Genomic DNA, 16,622 nt, shown 5'->3' on the forward strand with positions numbered 1-16,622 from the left:
CTAGTACGCGTAAGCAGTCCAACAGGAGGTCAAGTGGGGATCGGACAGGTCGCTGCCTTCGCCGGCGCGACGGTGCTGCTGGTGGGAATGCCAGGACCGAACAACATGTACATCTCGCTCCGCAGCCTCACGCAGGGCCGCCGCGCGGGTGTTGTCTCGGCGCTGGCCGTCGAGACCGGGACGCTCGTCTACATCGTGGTGACCGCGCTCGGCCTCGCCACGCTGGTGCAGGCCTCGCCGCGCCTGTTCACCGCGATCACGGTCGCCGGGGCGCTCTACCTCGCGTACCTCGGCCTGAAGCTCCTGACGGCGCCGGCCGAGGACCACTCCTCCGGCATCCAGGCCGCGCCACTCGGCCGGATCTTCCGCGACGGCGTCGTCGTCAACCTGCTCAACCCGAAGGCCGCGCTGTTCTTCCTCGCGTTCCTCCCGCAGTTCACCACCCGCGGCGCCGGTCCCGCGCAGCTTCGCACCGAGATGCTGTTGCTGGGCATCGGCACCCTTCTCATCGGCATCACGCTCGACCTCTGCTACGCCCTCGGCGCCGACGCCATCGGCCGCCGGTTCCGCTCCGCCCGTACGACGGGCCGCTGGCGGAACCGTCTCGTCGCGGCCATCTACCTGGCCCTCGCCGTCGCCGCCGTACTCGCTGCTTGACCTATAGCGAGCCCCGGATCACCTCTGCGCCGTTGCCGTCGGCCCGTACGGTCAGTACGTCACCGCCGACCCGCAAACCCTTTAGTCCAAGGTGTTTCCACGGTGCCGCGGGATTCACGACCAGCGTTCCACCCGGTACGTCGGGTTCGACGCCGAGCGCTGCGACCAGTACGGCGACAGCGGATGCGGCGGCCCACGCCTGCGGTCGGCACGACAGCGGGTACGGCGTCGGCGTACTCTCCTCGGCTGTACCGCGGCCGCCGTACAGCTCGGGCAAGCGATAGTCGAACGCCTCCGCGGCGCGAACCAGTCCATCGACGTACGACGCTGCGACGTCGGCGTGGCCGGCCGCGAACAGGCCCTGGATCGTCATGGCAGTGTCGTGCGGCCAGACGCTCCCGGTGTGGTAGCCGAGCGGGTTGAACCGGGTCATTGCCGTGGACAACGTTCGCAGACCGAAGCCGCTGTTCAGGTCGGCACCGGCGAGTACGTCGGCGACGACCTGCTCCTCGTCCGCGTCGAGCAAGCCTGTGCCGAGCAGGTGACCCATGTTCGACGCGCGGCCGGCGACCGGGTCCTTCGCGCCGTCGAGCGCGATCGCCGGGTAGCCGTCCACCCAGAACGCGGCGCGGAACCGTTCCTGCAGCACGGCCGCCCAGGCACGCCACTCGTCGCCGGACTCGCCGTACGCCTCGAGCAGCTCGGCGCCCTGCACCGCGGCCGCGTACGCGTAACCCTGAACCTCGCACAGCGCGATCGGGGCCGTCGCGAGCGTGCCGTCCGGCCACTGCACGGCGTCGGCGGAGTCCTTCCAGCCCTGGTTCGCGAGCCCGTGGCCCGACTCGTCGACGTACTCGAGGAAGCCGTCGCCGTCCGGGTCGGCGTACGCCTTCATCCAGGTCAGCGCGCGCCGCAGGTGAGGCAGCAGGTCGCGGACCTCGTCGTCGGGCATGCCCCAGCGCCACGCCTTGTGCAGCGTCATGATCCAGAGCTGGGTCGCGTCGTGTGTCCCGTAGTACACCGGTGGGAGGACCAGGCCGCCGCCGTGGTCGGCGACGTCGGCGCGCAGCTCGTGCGGGATCTTGCCGGGCTGTTCGGCGGTGTCGGCGTCGACCTTCGTACCTTGGTGGGCCGCGAGCGCGCGAAGGGTGCCGGCGGCAAGCGCCGGGTCGACCGGGATCAGCATGCCGGACGAGATCAGCGAGTCACGACCGAACAGCGTGAGGTACCAGGGCGGACCGGCGCCGAGGTAGCGGTCGCCGCCGACGGCGAGCTGGAGCGCACTGACGTCCTGGAGGGAACGCTCGAGCCAGCGCTCCACCCGCTTGTCGTCGCAGCTCAGAGTGACGTCGTACGGCGTCCGCTCGGCGGGCGGTTCGATCGAGAAGTCCGTGCTGGACTTCGGGAAGTCCGCGGTGACGTGCAGGGTCAGCGTGAACTCCTCCCCTGCCTCGACCCGGGGTGTCGCCGAGACGCCTGGGTCGGCGGTCACCACCACGCGGGTGTCGTCGCTCTCCCAGCGGATCCGGCCTGGACCGTCCGGGAGCGGCGCGAGCTCCGGAAGCGATTCGGCCGCACCGCTGCGGACCGCCGCGGTTCCGGCCAGGTCGGTGCCCAGGGCAACATCAAGGCGGCACTCGATCGCGACGCGGGACCGGTTCACCAGCGTAATCCGCTCCGTCAGACCGCCGGACTCGACCGTACGGGTCCGGTACAGCATCACCGTCGGATCGTGCTGGGTGTCCCCCAGCCCTTCCACCATCGCGACGTACTGATGGGTCGCGGCGTCCCGCTCGTCGGCATGCACCGGGACCGGTTCCCGGCCGTCGACCGTGACAGTCAACCGGGACAGGATCCGGCGGTCCCGCGCGTACACACCCGCCGCACCGAACCCGGTGAGCTGACCTGATCGCGGCGACAGCACCACCCAGGGAGCGGCGAGGGCGGTGACCAGTTCGTGGAGTTGCGCCATGTCTCCACCCTAGAGGTCTGCTCGTGCGGGACAGTGGGGGTATGCAGACAGAGGTGACGGTGCTGGCCGGGATCGCGATCTTCGTCGGGATCGTGGGCATCGTGCTGCCGATCCTGCCCGGCGCGATCCTCAGCCTGGCGGCGATCCTGGTCTGGGCGATCGTCGAGAAGAGCGCCACCGGGTGGGTCGTGTTCGCGATCGCGGCGGTGCTGATCGGTACCAGTCAGGTGGTGAAGTACGTCGTACCGGAGCGTCGGCTCCGGGAGGCCGGCGTACCGCGGCGCTCGATGCTCGTCGGCGTCCTGCTCGGCATCGTCGGGTTCTTCGTGATCCCGGTGATCGGGATGTTCGTCGGCTTCCCGATCGGGGTGTACGTGTCCGAGCTGCAACGGCAACGTACGCACAAGGCGGCGTGGACCTCGACGAAGCATGCGCTCCGCGAGACGGGCGTGTCGATGCTGATCGAGCTGGCCGGTACGTCGCTCGCGGCCGCGGTCTGGCTGATCGCGGTCCTGTTCCTGGTCTGACGCACCTTTTCTTAGCTGATTGCCAGGTTGTTCTTAGCCGTACGGAAGGTTCGTTTCAGCCATCGGGAGCATTCTGGGTAGATGAAGCTCTCTGAGAAGCGTTGGCGCCTGTTCGGCACGGTCGCCGCGGTGGTCGTGACCACCGCCGCCGGTGGGGTCGCGTGGGCGGCGAGCAACGCGGACCCGACTCCGTCGGCGTCCCCGTCGGCCTCGACTCCGTCGCAGCCCGGCCAGAACCAGAAGCCCGGCGGCGGACCGGGACACGGCGGGTTCGGTGGATTCAGGGGCGAGTTCGGGCTCGGCGGTGCGCTGCACGGCGAGTTCGTCGTACAGAAGGACGGCGGTGGCTATCAGACCATCGCGGTTCAGCGCGGTCAGGTCACCGCGGTCAGCAAGGACTCGCTCACAGTGAAGAGCGCGGACGGGTACAGCCGGACGTACACGCTCACCTCCGACACGATGGTGAACGCGGCGCGTGACGGGATCGGCGACGTGAAGACCGGGAACACGGTCAACGTGTCGGCGATCGTCACGGACGGAAAGGCGACCGCGACCACGGTCAACGACGGTACGGTCCGCGACGCGGCCGGTCAGAAGTGGGGCTTCAAGCACGGGCCTCGCTGACCCGATCCTGACAGACAGCGTCCGCCAGCGTCCGCCGGACTCACAGGCGATTGCCAGGAACCTTCCAGGGTTCGCATGGGTAGCGGCGGCACACTGTCACCATGAGTCCGCATCTCCTCGTTGTCGACGACGAGCCGAACATCGTCGAGCTGCTGTCCGCGAGTCTGCGTTTCGCCGGGTACGACGTGACCACGGCGACCCACGGCGCCGAGGCGCTGCGCAAGGCGCGGGACATGGAGCCCGACCTCGTCGTCCTCGACGTGATGATGCCCGGCCTGGACGGGTTCGAGGTGGTCCGCCGGCTGCGCGGCGAGGACCGGCACGTGCCGGTACTGTTCCTCACCGCCCGGGACGCCATCGAGGACAAGGTGCTCGGACTGCAGACCGGTGGCGACGACTACGTCACCAAGCCGTTCAGCCTCGACGAACTCGTCGCGCGGGTACGGGCACTGCTGCGCCGGTCCGGTCACCGCGAAGAGACCGCCACCGAGGCCGCCGTACTGCGGTATGCCGACCTCGAGCTGAACGAGGACAGCTACGAGGTGTTCAAGGCCGGCCAGGCGGTGCAGCTGTCGCTGACCGAGTTCAAGCTGCTGCGGTGCCTGCTGGAGAACGCCGAACGGGTGATGTCGAAAGGGCAGATCCTGTCGGCCGTGTGGAACTACGACTTCGCCGGTGACGCCGGCGTGGTCGAGTCGTACATGTCGTACCTGCGCCGTAAGGTCGACACCGGCGACCAGAAACTGCTCCACACCGTCCGCGGGGTCGGCTACGTCCTGCGCACTCCGCGAGACCCGAACTGATGCAACTGAGTCACCGGCGCTTCACCGACCGGTACCCCCTCCGCGTCACCATCGTCGTCGTACTGCTGGCGCTGGTGGCGCTCGCGCTGGCCGCGTCCGGCGTACTGGCGACGACGATCCTGCACGGTTATCTCATCGACCGCGTCGACGAACAGCTGCAGCAGGCCGCCGTACCGCTGTCGCACGTCAAGGCCGACCGGCGACCCCTGCCGCCCGGTGCGGGCGGACCGGTCCGACGGCAGTTGCCGAGCGTGTTCGTCGTCAAATTCAGTGACTCCGACGGCAACAGCGACAACGGAACGGTGGGGTCGCGGCTGGCCGACACGGAGCCACTGCCGAACCTGCCGACGCTCAACCTGAACCAGGTCCGCGACCTCAACGGCAAGCCGTTCGACGTCGACGCGCAGTCCGGTGGCACGCAATGGCGTGTCCTCGCGGTGGAGACCGAGGACGGAGCCGGTTCGGTGATGGTCGCGCAGAGCCTGAAGGACATGGACCACACCATCCAGCGCCTGATCGGGATCCAGGCCGCGGCCGGTGTCATCCTGCTCGTCCTGCTGGCCGGCGTCGGGACGTTCGTCGTACGGCGAAGTCTGCGCGGACTCGAGGACGTGGAACACACGGCGGTCGCGATCGCCGGCGGGGACCTGAGCCGCCGCGTCCCGCAGCGCGATCCGCGGACCGAGGTGGGGCGGCTGTCACTCGCGCTGAACCAGATGCTCGGGCAGGTCGAGACAGCCTTCGCGCAACGGACCGCCTCCGAGCTCGCGGCGCGAACCTCGGAGGACGCCGCGCGGCGCTCCGAGGAGGCGGCCCGGCAGTCGGAGGACCGGATGCGGCGGTTCGTCGCGGACGCGTCGCACGAGCTACGTACGCCGCTCACATCGATCCGCGGCTTCGCCGAACTGTCCCGCCAGCGCGGCGACACCACCGACTCCGACACCATGCGCCGGATCGAGGACGAGGCCAAACGGATGGGCCTGCTCGTCGACGACCTCTTGCTGCTCGCTCGCCTGGACCAGCAGCGACCGCTCCGGATGGAGTCGGTCGACCTGCTCCCGATCGCCGCGGACGCCCTGCACAACGCCCAGGCGATCCAACCGGACCGTCCGCTGTCGCTGACGATCCTCCCCGACTCCGAAGCCCCTGTCGTCGAAGGCGACGAGGCTCGGCTCCGCCAGGTCCTCGGCAACCTGATCAGCAACGCCCTCGACTACACCCCCGTCGACGCGCCCATCACCGTCTCGGTCGGCACCCGGGGCAACGATGCAATCCTCGAAGTCAGCGACACCGGCCCCGGCCTGTCGGACGAACAGAAGGCCCGCGTCTTCGAACGCTTCTACCGAGCAGACACCGCCCGCACCCGCACCACCGGCGGCTCGGGCCTCGGCCTGTCCATCGTCGCCGCTCTGGTAGCCGCCCACAAAGGCCGGGTAACCACCACCGACACGAATCCGCACGGCGCGACCTTTACCGTCCATCTCCCTTTGTCTCGTGCGTAGAAGCCGCTAACTATTCGGTTCGATCCGGCGTCTAATGAGACATGAACAGAGTTCGTCTCGGCGCCGGCCTGCTGGCACTCACACTTGCTGTGAGTACCGGATCAGCTTCGCAGACCTCGGTAGCGGCGGGCGGAGCATCCACGGTCTTCTCCCGGATGACGATGGCGCAGAGGGTCGGGCAGCTGTTCATGGTCGGCGGGGCAGCGGCCGGGCCCGGATCCGCTACGTACACGGCGATCTCGAAGTACCACGTCGGCTCGGTCATGCTGACCGGCCGCAGCACGATCGGCCGGAGCGCAACGCTGACGGTGACGCGGAGGCTGCAGAGCAGGGCGACGTACGCCGCGACGCTGAGCGTGCCGTTGTTCGTCGCCACGGACCAGGAGGGCGGCAGCGTCCAGGTCTTGCAAGGTCCCGGCTTCTCGCGGATGCCGGCCGCACTGACGCAGGGCACCTGGTCGACCAGCGCGCTGCGTACCGATGCCGCGATCTGGGGACGCCAACTGCGGCTGGCCGGCGTCAACCAGAACCTCGCCCCGGTGATGGACACCGTCCCGTATGCCATGCGCTACTCGAACAAGCCGATCGGGTACTACCGTCGCGAGTTCGGGTACACCACCTCTGTCGTCACCAGCCACGGCGACGCGTTCCTGTCGGGCATGCTCGGCGCCGGCGTGGCGACCAGCATCAAGCACTTCCCCGGACTCGGCCGGGTCACCGCGAACACCGATGTGTCCACGGGCGTGACCGACTACGTCACGACGTACAGCGATCCGTACCTCGCTCCGTTCCGGGCCGCGGTCACAGCCGGCACGCCGTTCGTGATGATGTCCCTGGCCGACTACAACAAGATCGCACCACGCGTGCCGGCAGCGTTCTCGAGCAGGATCATCGGCGGCATGCTCCGGACCGAGCTCGGCTTCCGAGGTGTCGTGATGAGCGACTCGCTCGCCGCCAGGCAGGTCCAGGCGTGGTCGCCGGCGGCTCGGGCGATCGACTTCGTCAACGCCGGCGGCGACCTGGTCCTGATGACGGATCCGGCTCAGGTACCGGCGATGGTCACCGCAGTCCTTGCGAAGGCGAACGCCGACAGCGCGTTCCGCGCGAAGGTGAACGCGGCCGCGCTACTGGTGCTGTCCACCAAGCAACGGATGGGTCTGATCGCGGGTTAGAGCTCCGGGAAGGTGCGGGTGGCGGACTCGCCGTGCTCAAGTACCTGGGCGGCAGGGCCGAGGATCTTGGGGTCGGGGTGGCCGACCAGGTCCACGTCCTTGTCGGTGTAGTCGTACAGGGACAGGACGTGCCGCATCGCCTCCAGGCGGGCGCGTTTCTTGTCGTTGCTCTTGACAACGGTCCACGGGGCGTGGGCGGTGTCGGTGTAGTGGAACATCGCCTCCTTCGCCTCCGTGTACGCCTGCCACTTGTCGAGCGAGGCGAGGTCCGTCGGCGAGAGCTTCCACTGACGTACCGGGTCGATCTGGCGGATCGTGAAGCGCGTCTGCTGCTCCGCCTGCGACACCGAGAACCAGAGCTTCACCAGCAGGATCCCCGAGCGCACCAGCATCCGCTCGAACTCGGGCGTCTGGCGCATGAACTCCTCGTACTGGTCCTGGCTGCAGTACCCCATCACGTGTTCGACGCAGGCGCGGTTGTACCAGGACCGGTCGAACAGGGTCATCTCCCCCGCCGCCGGCAGGTGGGCGACGTACCGCTGGAAGTACCACTGGGTCTGCTCGCGCTCGGTCGGCTTCTCCAGTGCGACGATGCTCGCCCCACGCGGGTTCAGGTGCTCCATGAAGCGCTTGATCGTGCCGCCCTTGCCGGCGGCGTCGCGGCCCTCGAACACGATGACGAGCCGCTGCTTCGACCGCTTCACCCAGTACTGGAGCTTGAGGAGCTCGATCTGCAGCAGCCGCTTGTCGCGGTCGTAGATCTCCCGCGGCAGCCGCTCGGCGTACGGGTATCCCTCGCGCCAGGTGTCGACCGGCGTACCGTCCGCACGCAGCAGTACCGGGTCGTCGTCCTCCTCGTCGAGAACCCGAAAACCAAGCTCCTGGACCAGATCATGCGTACTCATGACCCCAGCGTCCGCTGCGATGGTGACCTGCAGGTGAACACCACCAACGATTGTCAGCGCCGGCGCAGCTTGACCGTGCAGTCGCGCCGGCTGATCAGCTCGCCGTCGCGCATCACCTGCGCCCGGTCGTGGACGCGACTGACCAGCGTCTCCCACTCGCCGTCGGGCAGCGCGAGACTCTCGATCACCTCGTCGGGTTCCGGGAAGTGGATGTCGGGGTGCGAGTTGTGCTCACCGGACGGGAAGCCCAGGTGGCCTTCGATGAGCAGTACGCCACCCCGCGCCACCGCGGCCGCCGCACGGCGCAGGATCCCGTCCCGCGGCAGCTCGGTCTTGGAGTGCAGGAACTGCACCGACACCAGGTCGAACTCCCCATCCGGGAACGCCGTGCCGAGCTCGTGCTGCTGCCAATCGATCCGCTCACCGACCCCAGCTGCCCGAGCGTGCTCAGCCGCTCGCCCCAGCGCGACCGTCGAGATGTCGACCGCGGTGACGGCCCAGCCCCGCTGCGCCAGCCAGATCGCGTCTGCCCCTTCACCGCATCCAAGGTCCAGCGCGCGCCCCGGTGCCAGCCCGGCCACCTCTTCGGCGAACACAACGTTCGGCTTCCCACTCCACACCTGTTCGTGCTCGGAGTAGAACTCGTTCCAGTACTCGTCAGGCAGCTGCTCCGTCGTCATGAACCGATCGTCCGCCGGCGCGGATCATCTTGGCAAACGTTCTTGCCAGGTTGGCAAAACCGACGGATCCACAGCGCGTGCGAACCCTAGGATCAGGTGGTGATCGAAGACGGTGAAGAGATTCCATTGCTCGGCGGTGACGTGACCGAGGGCCTGGTGCGGGTCGGCGACACGGTACGGCGACCACCCGGCGAGCGGCCGCAACTCGTACAGGATGTGCTGCTGCACCTCGAGAAGGCCGGATTCGAGGGCGCGCCGCGCTTCCTCGGCGTCGACTCGAAAGGCCGACACACCCTGACGTACATCGACGGCGAGGTCGCCGGCCGCCCGCGCCCGCCGTGGATCGCCGACGAGGACCGCATGGTCTCGGTCGCACGGCTCCTCCGCGCGTACCACGACGCCGTCGAGCCGTTCGGCATCCCCGACAACCTGCCCGCTCCGATCGCGCCGCCGGGCCTCCCCGACCTCGACGATCCGCCGGAACTGATCGGCCACCAGGACGTCACCCCCTGAGAACGTCGTGTTCCGCGACGGCCGAGCGTACGCCCTGATCGACTTCGACCTGGCCCAGCCCGCGAGCCGAGCCCGCGAGTTCGTGAACCTGATGCTGTGGTGGGGGCCGACCGGTGCCGAGGCCGACCAGGACCCGGAACTACGCGGTCTCGACCGTCCGCGCCGCTGCCGGATGCTTGCCGACAGCTACGGTTTGTCCGACGCCGACCGAGCCCGGGTGCTACCGCTCTCGATCGCGCTGAGCGAGCGAGCCTGGCACACGATGAAGTACCGCGCCGAGGTCCTCGGGGGCGGCTGGCAACGCATGTGGGACGAGGGAGTCGGCAACATCATCCGGAACCGCCAGACCTGGCTCGACCGGCACGCCGACTCCCTCACCACAGCACTTCTCGGTTGACCTGCCTCAGTGCGTGATCCGCACCTCGGCGCCGGTTCTGGCGGATTCGTAGATGGCGGAGAGCATCTTCGCCATCTCGAGGCCGTGCTCGGCGGTTGCATCGGCAGGGATCTCGCCCCGGCAGATCTGCAGGAAGTGGTCGATCTGGTTGGCGAAGGCGGCCTTGAAGTCGAAGCCGAGCGAGTCGATCTGCGGCTGGATGTGCAGCAGCGTGTCGTGCAGCTCGGTGATCATCAGCAGCTCGGGCTCGATCTCCGCGCCGCCCTTGTCGCCGTGGATCCGGACGCTGATCTCGTTGCGTGCGTGCAGCGAGAACGACGTCGCTACGTCGAGCACCGCCCCGCCCTCGAACCGGAGCTGCGCGGTGGCGAAGTCCTCGACCGTGTTCGGCCGCGCCGCCGACGCGGCCTTGTACCGGGTCAGGTTCTGGATGTTGTCGCGGGCACCCAGCGGGGCGAACGTCGCGCCGGACGCGGACACCGCCTTCGGCATCCCCATCAGGTACCAGCACAGGTCGATGATGTGAACGCCGAGGTCGATCAGCGGACCGCCACCGGACAGCTCCACGTCGCCGAACCAGCCGCCCGGGTTGCCGGCCGTCCGCAGCAGGGTGGCGCGGGCCGCGTAGATGTCACCGAACTCGCCCGCGTCGAGGAACCGCTTGGTCACCAGTGCGTTCGGTGCGAACCGCCGTACGTACCCGATCTGGAGCGCCTTGCCGGTCTCCTCGACCGCCTTCACCAGCGCCTCGGCCTCGGGCACCGTCACGGTCATCGGCTTCTCGACCAGGACGTCCTTGCCGGCCCGGAGCGCCGCTTCCGCGATCGGGGCGTGCAGGGTGTTCGGTACGCACACGCTCACCGCGTCGATGTCCGGGTCGGCGAAGATCTCCGCGGCATCGCCGGTGACCCGCTCGACGCCGAACTGCTCACCCCGCGCCTTCGCGCGCTCGAGGTCCACGTCGCACACCGCGACCAGCTCGGCCCGCGGGTTCCGCTGGTACGCGCTCAGGTGCTCGACGGCGATCGAACCGAGCCCGATCACCGCAATTCGCGTCGTCATATCAGGCAAGGCCTTCCGTCAGTCGGATGATGTTGGCCAGCGAGGCCTCGATCGCGGGCAGCGGCGTCTCCATGCCCTCGAACTCCAGGCTCACCGGTACGTCGGGCTTGGTCGCCGCCAGTGCGAGCAGACCGGCCACGTCCACGTCGCCGTGGCCGGTGACCGTACCGAGCAGGTAGTCGCCGGCCAGCGTCTTCAGCCAGCCGTCGCCTGCCGAGCGGCGGATGTGGAAGTCCTTCACACCGATCGACGCCGCGACGTCGATCAGGCCGGCCGCGGTCTTGCCCGGTACCTCACCGACACACAGGCCGTTGCCGAGGTCGAGGGTGACCCGGAAGTTCGGCCGGTCGACCTCGTACACGAGCCGGGCGAGCCGCTCGCTGCCGTTCATGAAGAACCCGTGGTTCTCGATCGTCGACACGATGCCCAGGTCGGCCGCGTGGTCGGCGACCGCGCGGCAGCCCTCGACGACCTTCGCGAACGTCGTCTCGAACTCACCGGGGTCCTGCTCGCGCCACGCCCAGGGCGCCACGTCGTGCCGGAAGATCCGCGCACCGAACGCGTGCGCGACGTCGAGCTGCTTGCGCAGCCGGTCGATCTCGTCGGTGCCGGCGGCGCGCAGGTCGCCGCTGACCAGGTAGTTCACGATCGGTACGCCGATCTCCTCGGCGTGCTTGGCGGTGTCGCGGACGACGTCCTGGTGCTCCAGGTAGTACGCGCCGTCCATCGCGGCAACCTCGATATGGCCGGCCGGGGAGGCCGCGACCCAGTCCAGGACCCCGATCAGGTCCATCTCGCCGCTCGTCATGAGCTGGCGGAAACAGTACGAGCTGACTCCGAGCTTCACCGGGTGGTCCTCTCCACTTCGTGAGTGATTCGGCTCCAAGGACTGGGGACGTCCTGGATTCCGTAGATGTCCGACTTCAGCCGGTCGAACGCGTTGCCGACCGCCCCGAGTACGACCGCCTCTCGCCCCAGGGCGGCGGCGACGAAGGGTGGGCGTTCGGGGAAGACAAGTTCGGTCTCCACCGCGGCCGCCAGTGGCCGGAGCAGCGCGCTGCTGTCGGCCGCCGGTCCGCCGCGGACAACCACAACCTCCGGGTCGACGACCAGGAGAACGGTCGCGATCCGGGGGGCGATCTGTTGGCAGAACTCTTCGAGCTCGGCCTGTGCCGCGGCGTCGCCTGCTGCCGCAGCGGTCAGAACTTCGGCACCGGTCGGCCGGGTCGACCAGACCAACTGCCCGCGTTGCGCATTGCGGGTCCAGCGCATGCCGCGTTGCGCGCCGAGCTCACCGGCGAGGCGGTGGCGGCCCTGGCGGATCACGCCGTTCAGGACGATCGACACCGACAGCCGGTGACCGATCTGCAGGTAGACGACGTCGGAGTACCCGCGGCCCGCACCCCCGCGCTGCTCCGCGAGAGCCGCCAGCTTGATGTCGTTGTCCACCACCACCGGCTGCCCAAGCTCCTTCGCCAGCAACTCCCCCACCGGCAGCCCCACGAGATCCGGCATCGCCAGACTCGCCCGCAGGCGCCCGTCGGCTTCCACAACGCCGGGCAGTCCAATCCCCACAGCACGCAACCGCCCAAGGTCGAGCGGGGTGGAAGGCGGGCACAAGCCAGCGCGCCCGTCAGACGCGTGGCGCTCCGCGGCGCGTGGCGCTTGCAGGGGTGGGGCGGCTGCTGCCTCCAAGGCCTGCGGTATCAGCGACAGGTCTGCGGGGCCGGTTGTTGGTAGTTCGGCGTAGGCGACTCTGCGGCCGGAGAGGTCGCAGATGATGGCTCGGGCGCCGCGGGGGCCCAGGTCCACGCCGGCGACCAGGCCGGTTTCGCGGGCGAAGCGGAAGGCGCGGGCCGGGCGGCCGGGACCGGCTGTGGCCGGGCTGGTGGGCTCCACCAGCCCGACATCGAGCAGGTCGTCGAGGACGGCATGCACGGTCGGGCGCGACAGCGCGGTGCCCTCGCTGATCACGGCGACCGTACGTGCCTCGTCGGCGTCGGCGAGGAAGCGCAGGCAGGCGACCTGGTTCGCCGCTCGCTCCGCCTGCGCGGCTCCGCGTGCAGTCTCCATCGACCCCAACCCATTAAGGAACCGGCTTTAATAAAGACGGTAGCAGAATGGTCGGGGCGACGGCAATGGTTGTTGCTACGAGCAACTACCGGTTGAGGATCGTGCGTTCGACGACGGTCCAGGTGGTCGTCGTCAGGAGGTACAGCCCGGCTGCCAGCGGCACGAAGGCGGCGGTCAGCAACGTCCCGAACGGCAGCACCTGGGCGATCCGGCGTGACAACGTCGTCGCCGACTCGTCGAGCTGCCGCACCTGGAGTCGCGCCGAGAAGAATGCGACCACGCAGAGCAACACAGCGATGACCACGTACGCCGGAGTGCCCGTCAGGATCGGCCAGTGCGTCCCGAGCGGCGCACCGAGGAGGCTGCCGCTGATCAGCTGGTTCGACTCCCCCGCGACGACCGTCCGCGTGAACAGGGTGTACATCAACCAGAAGAACGGCAATTGCGCGAGCGTCGGCAGGAACCCGGCGAACATCGACGTACCGGACTCGGCGTGCAGCTTCGCGACCTCACGCTGCAGCCGTTCGGGGTTGCCGCGGTGTTTCTCGGTGAGCTGCTTCAACTGCGGCATCAGCTCGGCGCGGGCCTTGAGCCCGCGCTGGGCCCGCACACTCAGCGGGACAAGACCCAGCCGGACGACGATGGTACAGAGCACGATCGCGATGACAGCGGCGTACGTGCCGGCCAGAGGTTGGAGGGTGGTGACGAGAGACGTGAGCAAGTGATAGGCACCGGCGACCGGTGCCTCCAGAAGGAAGGCACAGCAGAACTCCACGAGTGAGAAGGAACGAGTAGGCGTGTGCGCTACACCGAACCGGCCGCGGATGGCGGTCGCTCGGCGGCGCGGGGCGCTACCGTCCTGGAGCTCGTGGGCGTGGTCTGCCGGCCGCGTCGGGATCGCGGAGCCGGAGGAAGACGGTCTGCTCGGCGCGGTGCCGGACCGAGGTCGCCCGCGCGAGCAGCGGCGCTGCGGCATGCGAGGACAAGCGCGCAGACGCCTGCGCGACAACTACCAGCGCCAACAGCAAAGCCGCCGCCGTGAGCACGGCGGCGGCCAGTGAAGCCGTTCCGAACGCAGGGATCACCGACGCGAACACGCCGGCGATCCACTGCGTCATCACATCAGTCCAGGTAGTCGCGAAGGACCTGGGAACGCGACGGGTGCCGGAGTTTCGACATCGTCTTGGACTCGATCTGGCGGATCCGCTCGCGGGTCACGCCGTACACCTTGCCGATCTCGTCCAGCGTCTTCGGCTGGCCGTCGGTGAGACCGAAGCGCATCGAGACGACACCGGCCTCGCGCTCGGACAGCGTGTCGAGGACCGCGTGCAGCTGCTCCTGGAGCAGCGTGAACGAGACGGCCTCGGCCGGCACGATCGCCTCGGAGTCCTCGATCAGGTCGCCGAACTCGGAGTCGCCGTCCTCACCCAGCGGGGTGTGCAGCGAGATCGGCTCGCGACCGTACTTCTGCACCTCGATGACCTTCTCCGGGGTCATGTCGAGCTCCTTGGCGAGCTCCTCCGGAGTGGGCTCCCGGCCGAGGTCCTGCAGCATCTGCCGCTGGACGCGGGCCAGCTTGTTGATGACCTCGACCATGTGCACCGGGATCCGGATGGTGCGGGCCTGGTCGGCCATCGCCCGGGTGATCGCCTGCCGGATCCACCAGGTGGCGTACGTCGAGAACTTGTAGCCCTTGGTGTAGTCGAACTTCTCGACCGCGCGGATCAGACCGAGGTTGCCCTCCTGGATCAGGTCCAGGAACAGCATGCCGCGGCCGGTGTAGCGCTTGGCCAACGACACCACCAGGCGCAGGTTGGCCTCGAGCAGGTGGTTCTTGGCGCGGCGGCCGTCCTCGGAGATCCAGTCGTACTCGTCGCGGACCTTCTCCTTGAGCTTGTTCGCCTCGTCGGCGACTTGCTCCTCGGCGAACAGGCCGGCCTCGATCCGCTTCGCGAGCTCGACCTCCTGCTCGGCGTTCAGCAGCGGGACCTTGCCGATCTGCTTCAGGTAGTCCTTGACCGGGTCCGCGGTGGCACCGGCGACCATCACCTGCTGCTCGGGCTCGTCGGTCTCGTCGGCCTCGGAGACCACGAAGCCCTCGTCCTCGGTGAGCTCCTTCTCCAGGCCCTTGACCGCCTCCGGCTGGAAGTCGGACTCGTCCACCTCGTCGAGCGCGCGCGGCTTGCCGGTCTTCGGGTCGATGGACAGACCCGCCTCGGACACAGAAGCTGCTGCCTTCTTCGCCGGAGCCTTCTTGGCAGCGGCCTTCTTCGCGGGGATACCGTCCTCCTTGGTGCTAGCGGCCTTCTTCGCGGCCACCTTCTTGGCGGCCGGGTCGGTCACTCGGGCGCTGGTCCGCTGAGCCGTACTGCGGGCGGTGGCGGCCACGGCCCGGGCCGGCTCGGCGGGAAGGTTCTCGGACGAGCTGGACGACACGAATTACCTCTCGTCTGACGCAGGGTTTGTACGACGGTACGACTGATGAAGCTCGGGGTGTTGCTGAGACTTTGGGTACTGCGGTTGGGTGCTGCTCGCTGGTCAGGCGGCGGCAACAGTCCATTGTAATCCGCGAACCAAGGCCATGCGTCGCACGACCCCCCAGAACAGCTCATTTCAGGGGGGTCGCCGGCCGAACTTTGCTCACCCGTTACGTGTCTGCCGCAGCGGCCTGGCCACGATCGGCCGCCGGACCAGCTGCTGCTCCTGTTTGAACTGCCGCACCTTCACCAGTGACGCCACGTCGATCACGTCCGCGACGGACTTGTACGCGCCGTCCTCGCCGTACGGCTCGGACGCCTCGCGCCAGCCCCGCGGGCGCACCTTCAGCTGCTTGCCGAGCAGCGCGACGAAGATCTTCGCCTTCTGCGCGCCGAACCCCGGCAGGGCGGACAGCCTGGCCAGCAGGTCGTCCCCGGACTTCACATCGCACCACAGGCCCGAAGCGTTACCGCCGTACTGCTCGTCGAGATGTTTGGCCAGGGTCTGGATCCGCGCCGCCATCGCGGTCGGGAACCGGTGCACGGCCGGCGGGCCGGCCACGATCTCGACGAAGGCGTCCGGGTCGTAGTGCGCGACGGTGGTCGGGTCGAAGGGGCCGGCCATCCGTTTCGCGATCGCGACCGGGCCCGCGAACGCGCGCTCCATCGGGATCTGCTGGTCGAGCAGCATGCCGACCAGCAGGGCGAACGGATCTCTGCTCAGCATCTCGTCGGCGTCGGGCTGTTGGGCCAGGCACAGCTTCCTGCTGCGTGTCGAAGTCACCTCAGTCCTCCTCCCCTTCAGACAACTCAGGCTCGGCCTTCACGGCCAGCACCGGACACGGCGCGTCGAGCAGCACCCGCTGCGCGTTGCTGCCGAGGATGAGCTTGCCGACCGGGGACCGGCGCCGCAGCCCGATCACGATGAACTCCGCGTGCACCTGCTCGGCGACGGCCACCAGGTCCTCCGCCGGGTCCAGGCCACGGACCAGCTGCCGCACCTCATACGGCACGCCGGTCGAGTCGAGCTGCTCCCGTACCTCCGCCAGTGCGGCGTCGCTCGCCGCGGCCTCGTCGCTGTCGAAGCCGCGTCCGCCCCGATGCGAGTTCACCACCACCAGCTTGGCGTCTCGCAGCGTCGCTTCCTCCGCTGCTCGCCGAAGGGCCGCACGGCCTTCCGCCTTCGGCACATAACCCACGACGATGGTCGTCATCGCCCTGCCTCACCTCCGGGTGTGTGTCGACCCGTCTCGAACGA

19 protein-coding genes are annotated in these 16,622 nt (G+C 68.7%); 8 read left to right on the plus strand and 11 right to left on the minus strand.

The window, feature by feature from the left end:
- Positions 1-33: 33 nt before the first annotated feature.
- Complete coding sequence (locus ACZ5BU_RS10165) at positions 34-657, plus strand: LysE family translocator (protein ID WP_465697332.1); 624 nt, start codon at positions 34-36, stop codon at positions 655-657.
- 1 nt (position 658) lies between these two features.
- Here the strand turns inward: ACZ5BU_RS10165 and ACZ5BU_RS10170 are convergent, their stop codons facing one another.
- Complete coding sequence (locus ACZ5BU_RS10170) at positions 659-2,629, minus strand: amylo-alpha-1,6-glucosidase (protein WP_465697334.1); 1,971 nt, start codon at positions 2,627-2,629, stop codon at positions 659-661.
- 41 nt (positions 2,630-2,670) lie between these two features.
- Between ACZ5BU_RS10170 and ACZ5BU_RS10175 the strand changes: the two genes are divergently transcribed.
- The 5 genes from ACZ5BU_RS10175 to ACZ5BU_RS10195 all read left to right on the plus strand — a co-directional run bounded on the left by ACZ5BU_RS10175 (position 2,671) and on the right by ACZ5BU_RS10195 (position 7,257).
- The gene (locus tag ACZ5BU_RS10175) at positions 2,671-3,156 is read left to right on the plus strand and encodes a DUF456 domain-containing protein (protein WP_465697336.1); all 486 of its coding nucleotides are present in this window, start codon (positions 2,671-2,673) and stop codon (positions 3,154-3,156) included.
- Positions 3,157-3,237: 81 nt separating this feature from the next.
- The gene (locus ACZ5BU_RS10180) at positions 3,238-3,780 is read left to right on the plus strand and encodes a hypothetical protein (RefSeq protein WP_465697338.1); all 543 of its coding nucleotides are present in this window, start codon (positions 3,238-3,240) and stop codon (positions 3,778-3,780) included.
- A 101-nt stretch (positions 3,781-3,881) separates the two neighbouring features.
- Positions 3,882-4,583, plus strand: coding sequence for a response regulator transcription factor (locus ACZ5BU_RS10185; protein ID WP_465697340.1), 702 nt, complete (start codon positions 3,882-3,884; stop codon positions 4,581-4,583).
- A complete protein-coding gene (locus tag ACZ5BU_RS10190; RefSeq protein WP_465697342.1) occupies positions 4,583-6,085 on the plus strand; it encodes a sensor histidine kinase in 1,503 nt (500 codons plus the stop codon). The genes ACZ5BU_RS10185 and ACZ5BU_RS10190 overlap by 1 nt, the downstream gene beginning before the upstream one ends.
- A gap of 41 nt (positions 6,086-6,126) precedes the next feature.
- Entirely contained in the window at positions 6,127-7,257 is a 1,131-nt protein-coding gene (locus ACZ5BU_RS10195; protein ID WP_465697344.1) for a glycoside hydrolase family 3 N-terminal domain-containing protein, read from the plus strand.
- On the opposite strand, the gene ppk2 is transcribed toward ACZ5BU_RS10195, so the two are convergent.
- Entirely contained in the window at positions 7,254-8,162 is a 909-nt protein-coding gene (gene ppk2 / locus ACZ5BU_RS10200; protein ID WP_465697346.1) for a polyphosphate kinase 2, read from the minus strand. The two genes, ACZ5BU_RS10195 and ppk2, sit on opposite strands and share 4 nt — an antisense overlap.
- 53 nt (positions 8,163-8,215) lie before the next feature.
- Positions 8,216-8,842, minus strand: coding sequence for a class I SAM-dependent methyltransferase (locus tag ACZ5BU_RS10205; protein WP_465697348.1), 627 nt, complete (start codon positions 8,840-8,842; stop codon positions 8,216-8,218).
- A 99-nt stretch (positions 8,843-8,941) separates the two neighbouring features.
- On the opposite strand from ACZ5BU_RS10205, the gene ACZ5BU_RS10210 reads away from it, so the two are divergent.
- Both ACZ5BU_RS10210 and ACZ5BU_RS10215 read left to right on the plus strand, forming a co-directional pair.
- Positions 8,942-9,355 carry a hypothetical protein gene (locus ACZ5BU_RS10210; protein WP_465697350.1) on the plus strand — a complete coding sequence of 138 codons (414 nt, stop codon included), beginning with the start codon at positions 8,942-8,944 and terminating at the stop codon, positions 9,353-9,355.
- 7 nt (positions 9,356-9,362) lie between these two features.
- Positions 9,363-9,752: a hypothetical protein gene (locus ACZ5BU_RS10215; RefSeq protein WP_465697352.1), complete on the plus strand. Its 390-nt coding sequence runs from the start codon at positions 9,363-9,365 to the stop codon at positions 9,750-9,752.
- 6 nt (positions 9,753-9,758) lie between these two features.
- Here the strand turns inward: ACZ5BU_RS10215 and ACZ5BU_RS10220 are convergent, their stop codons facing one another.
- The 8 genes from ACZ5BU_RS10220 to ACZ5BU_RS10255 form a co-directional block, all read right to left on the minus strand.
- Positions 9,759-10,814, minus strand: a complete 1,056-nt coding sequence (locus ACZ5BU_RS10220) for a Gfo/Idh/MocA family protein (RefSeq protein WP_465697354.1) — start codon at positions 10,812-10,814, stop codon at positions 9,759-9,761.
- 1 nt (position 10,815) lies between these two features.
- Complete coding sequence (locus ACZ5BU_RS10225) at positions 10,816-11,661, minus strand: sugar phosphate isomerase/epimerase family protein (protein ID WP_465697356.1); 846 nt, start codon at positions 11,659-11,661, stop codon at positions 10,816-10,818.
- The gene (locus ACZ5BU_RS10230) at positions 11,658-12,887 is read right to left on the minus strand and encodes an ROK family transcriptional regulator (protein WP_465697358.1); all 1,230 of its coding nucleotides are present in this window, start codon (positions 12,885-12,887) and stop codon (positions 11,658-11,660) included. The genes ACZ5BU_RS10225 and ACZ5BU_RS10230 overlap by 4 nt, the downstream gene beginning before the upstream one ends.
- 85 nt (positions 12,888-12,972) lie before the next feature.
- On the minus strand, positions 12,973-13,608 hold the full coding sequence (locus ACZ5BU_RS10235) for a YidC/Oxa1 family membrane protein insertase (protein WP_465697360.1): 636 nt from the start codon (positions 13,606-13,608) through the stop codon (positions 12,973-12,975).
- A gap of 130 nt (positions 13,609-13,738) precedes the next feature.
- Positions 13,739-14,005, minus strand: a complete 267-nt coding sequence (locus tag ACZ5BU_RS10240; protein WP_465697362.1) for a DUF6412 domain-containing protein — start codon at positions 14,003-14,005, stop codon at positions 13,739-13,741.
- 4 nt (positions 14,006-14,009) lie between these two features.
- Positions 14,010-15,323 carry an RNA polymerase sigma factor gene (locus ACZ5BU_RS10245; RefSeq protein WP_465697364.1) on the minus strand — a complete coding sequence of 438 codons (1,314 nt, stop codon included), beginning with the start codon at positions 15,321-15,323 and terminating at the stop codon, positions 14,010-14,012.
- A 204-nt stretch (positions 15,324-15,527) separates the two neighbouring features.
- On the minus strand, positions 15,528-16,148 hold the full coding sequence (locus tag ACZ5BU_RS10250) for an HhH-GPD-type base excision DNA repair protein (protein WP_465697365.1): 621 nt from the start codon (positions 16,146-16,148) through the stop codon (positions 15,528-15,530).
- Between the two features lies 1 nt (position 16,149).
- A complete protein-coding gene (locus ACZ5BU_RS10255) occupies positions 16,150-16,578 on the minus strand; it encodes a universal stress protein (RefSeq protein ID WP_465697367.1) in 429 nt (142 codons plus the stop codon).
- Between the last annotated feature and the right edge of the window lie 44 nt (positions 16,579-16,622).

It is taken from the genome of Kribbella sp. NPDC031520, from assembly GCF_055580825.1.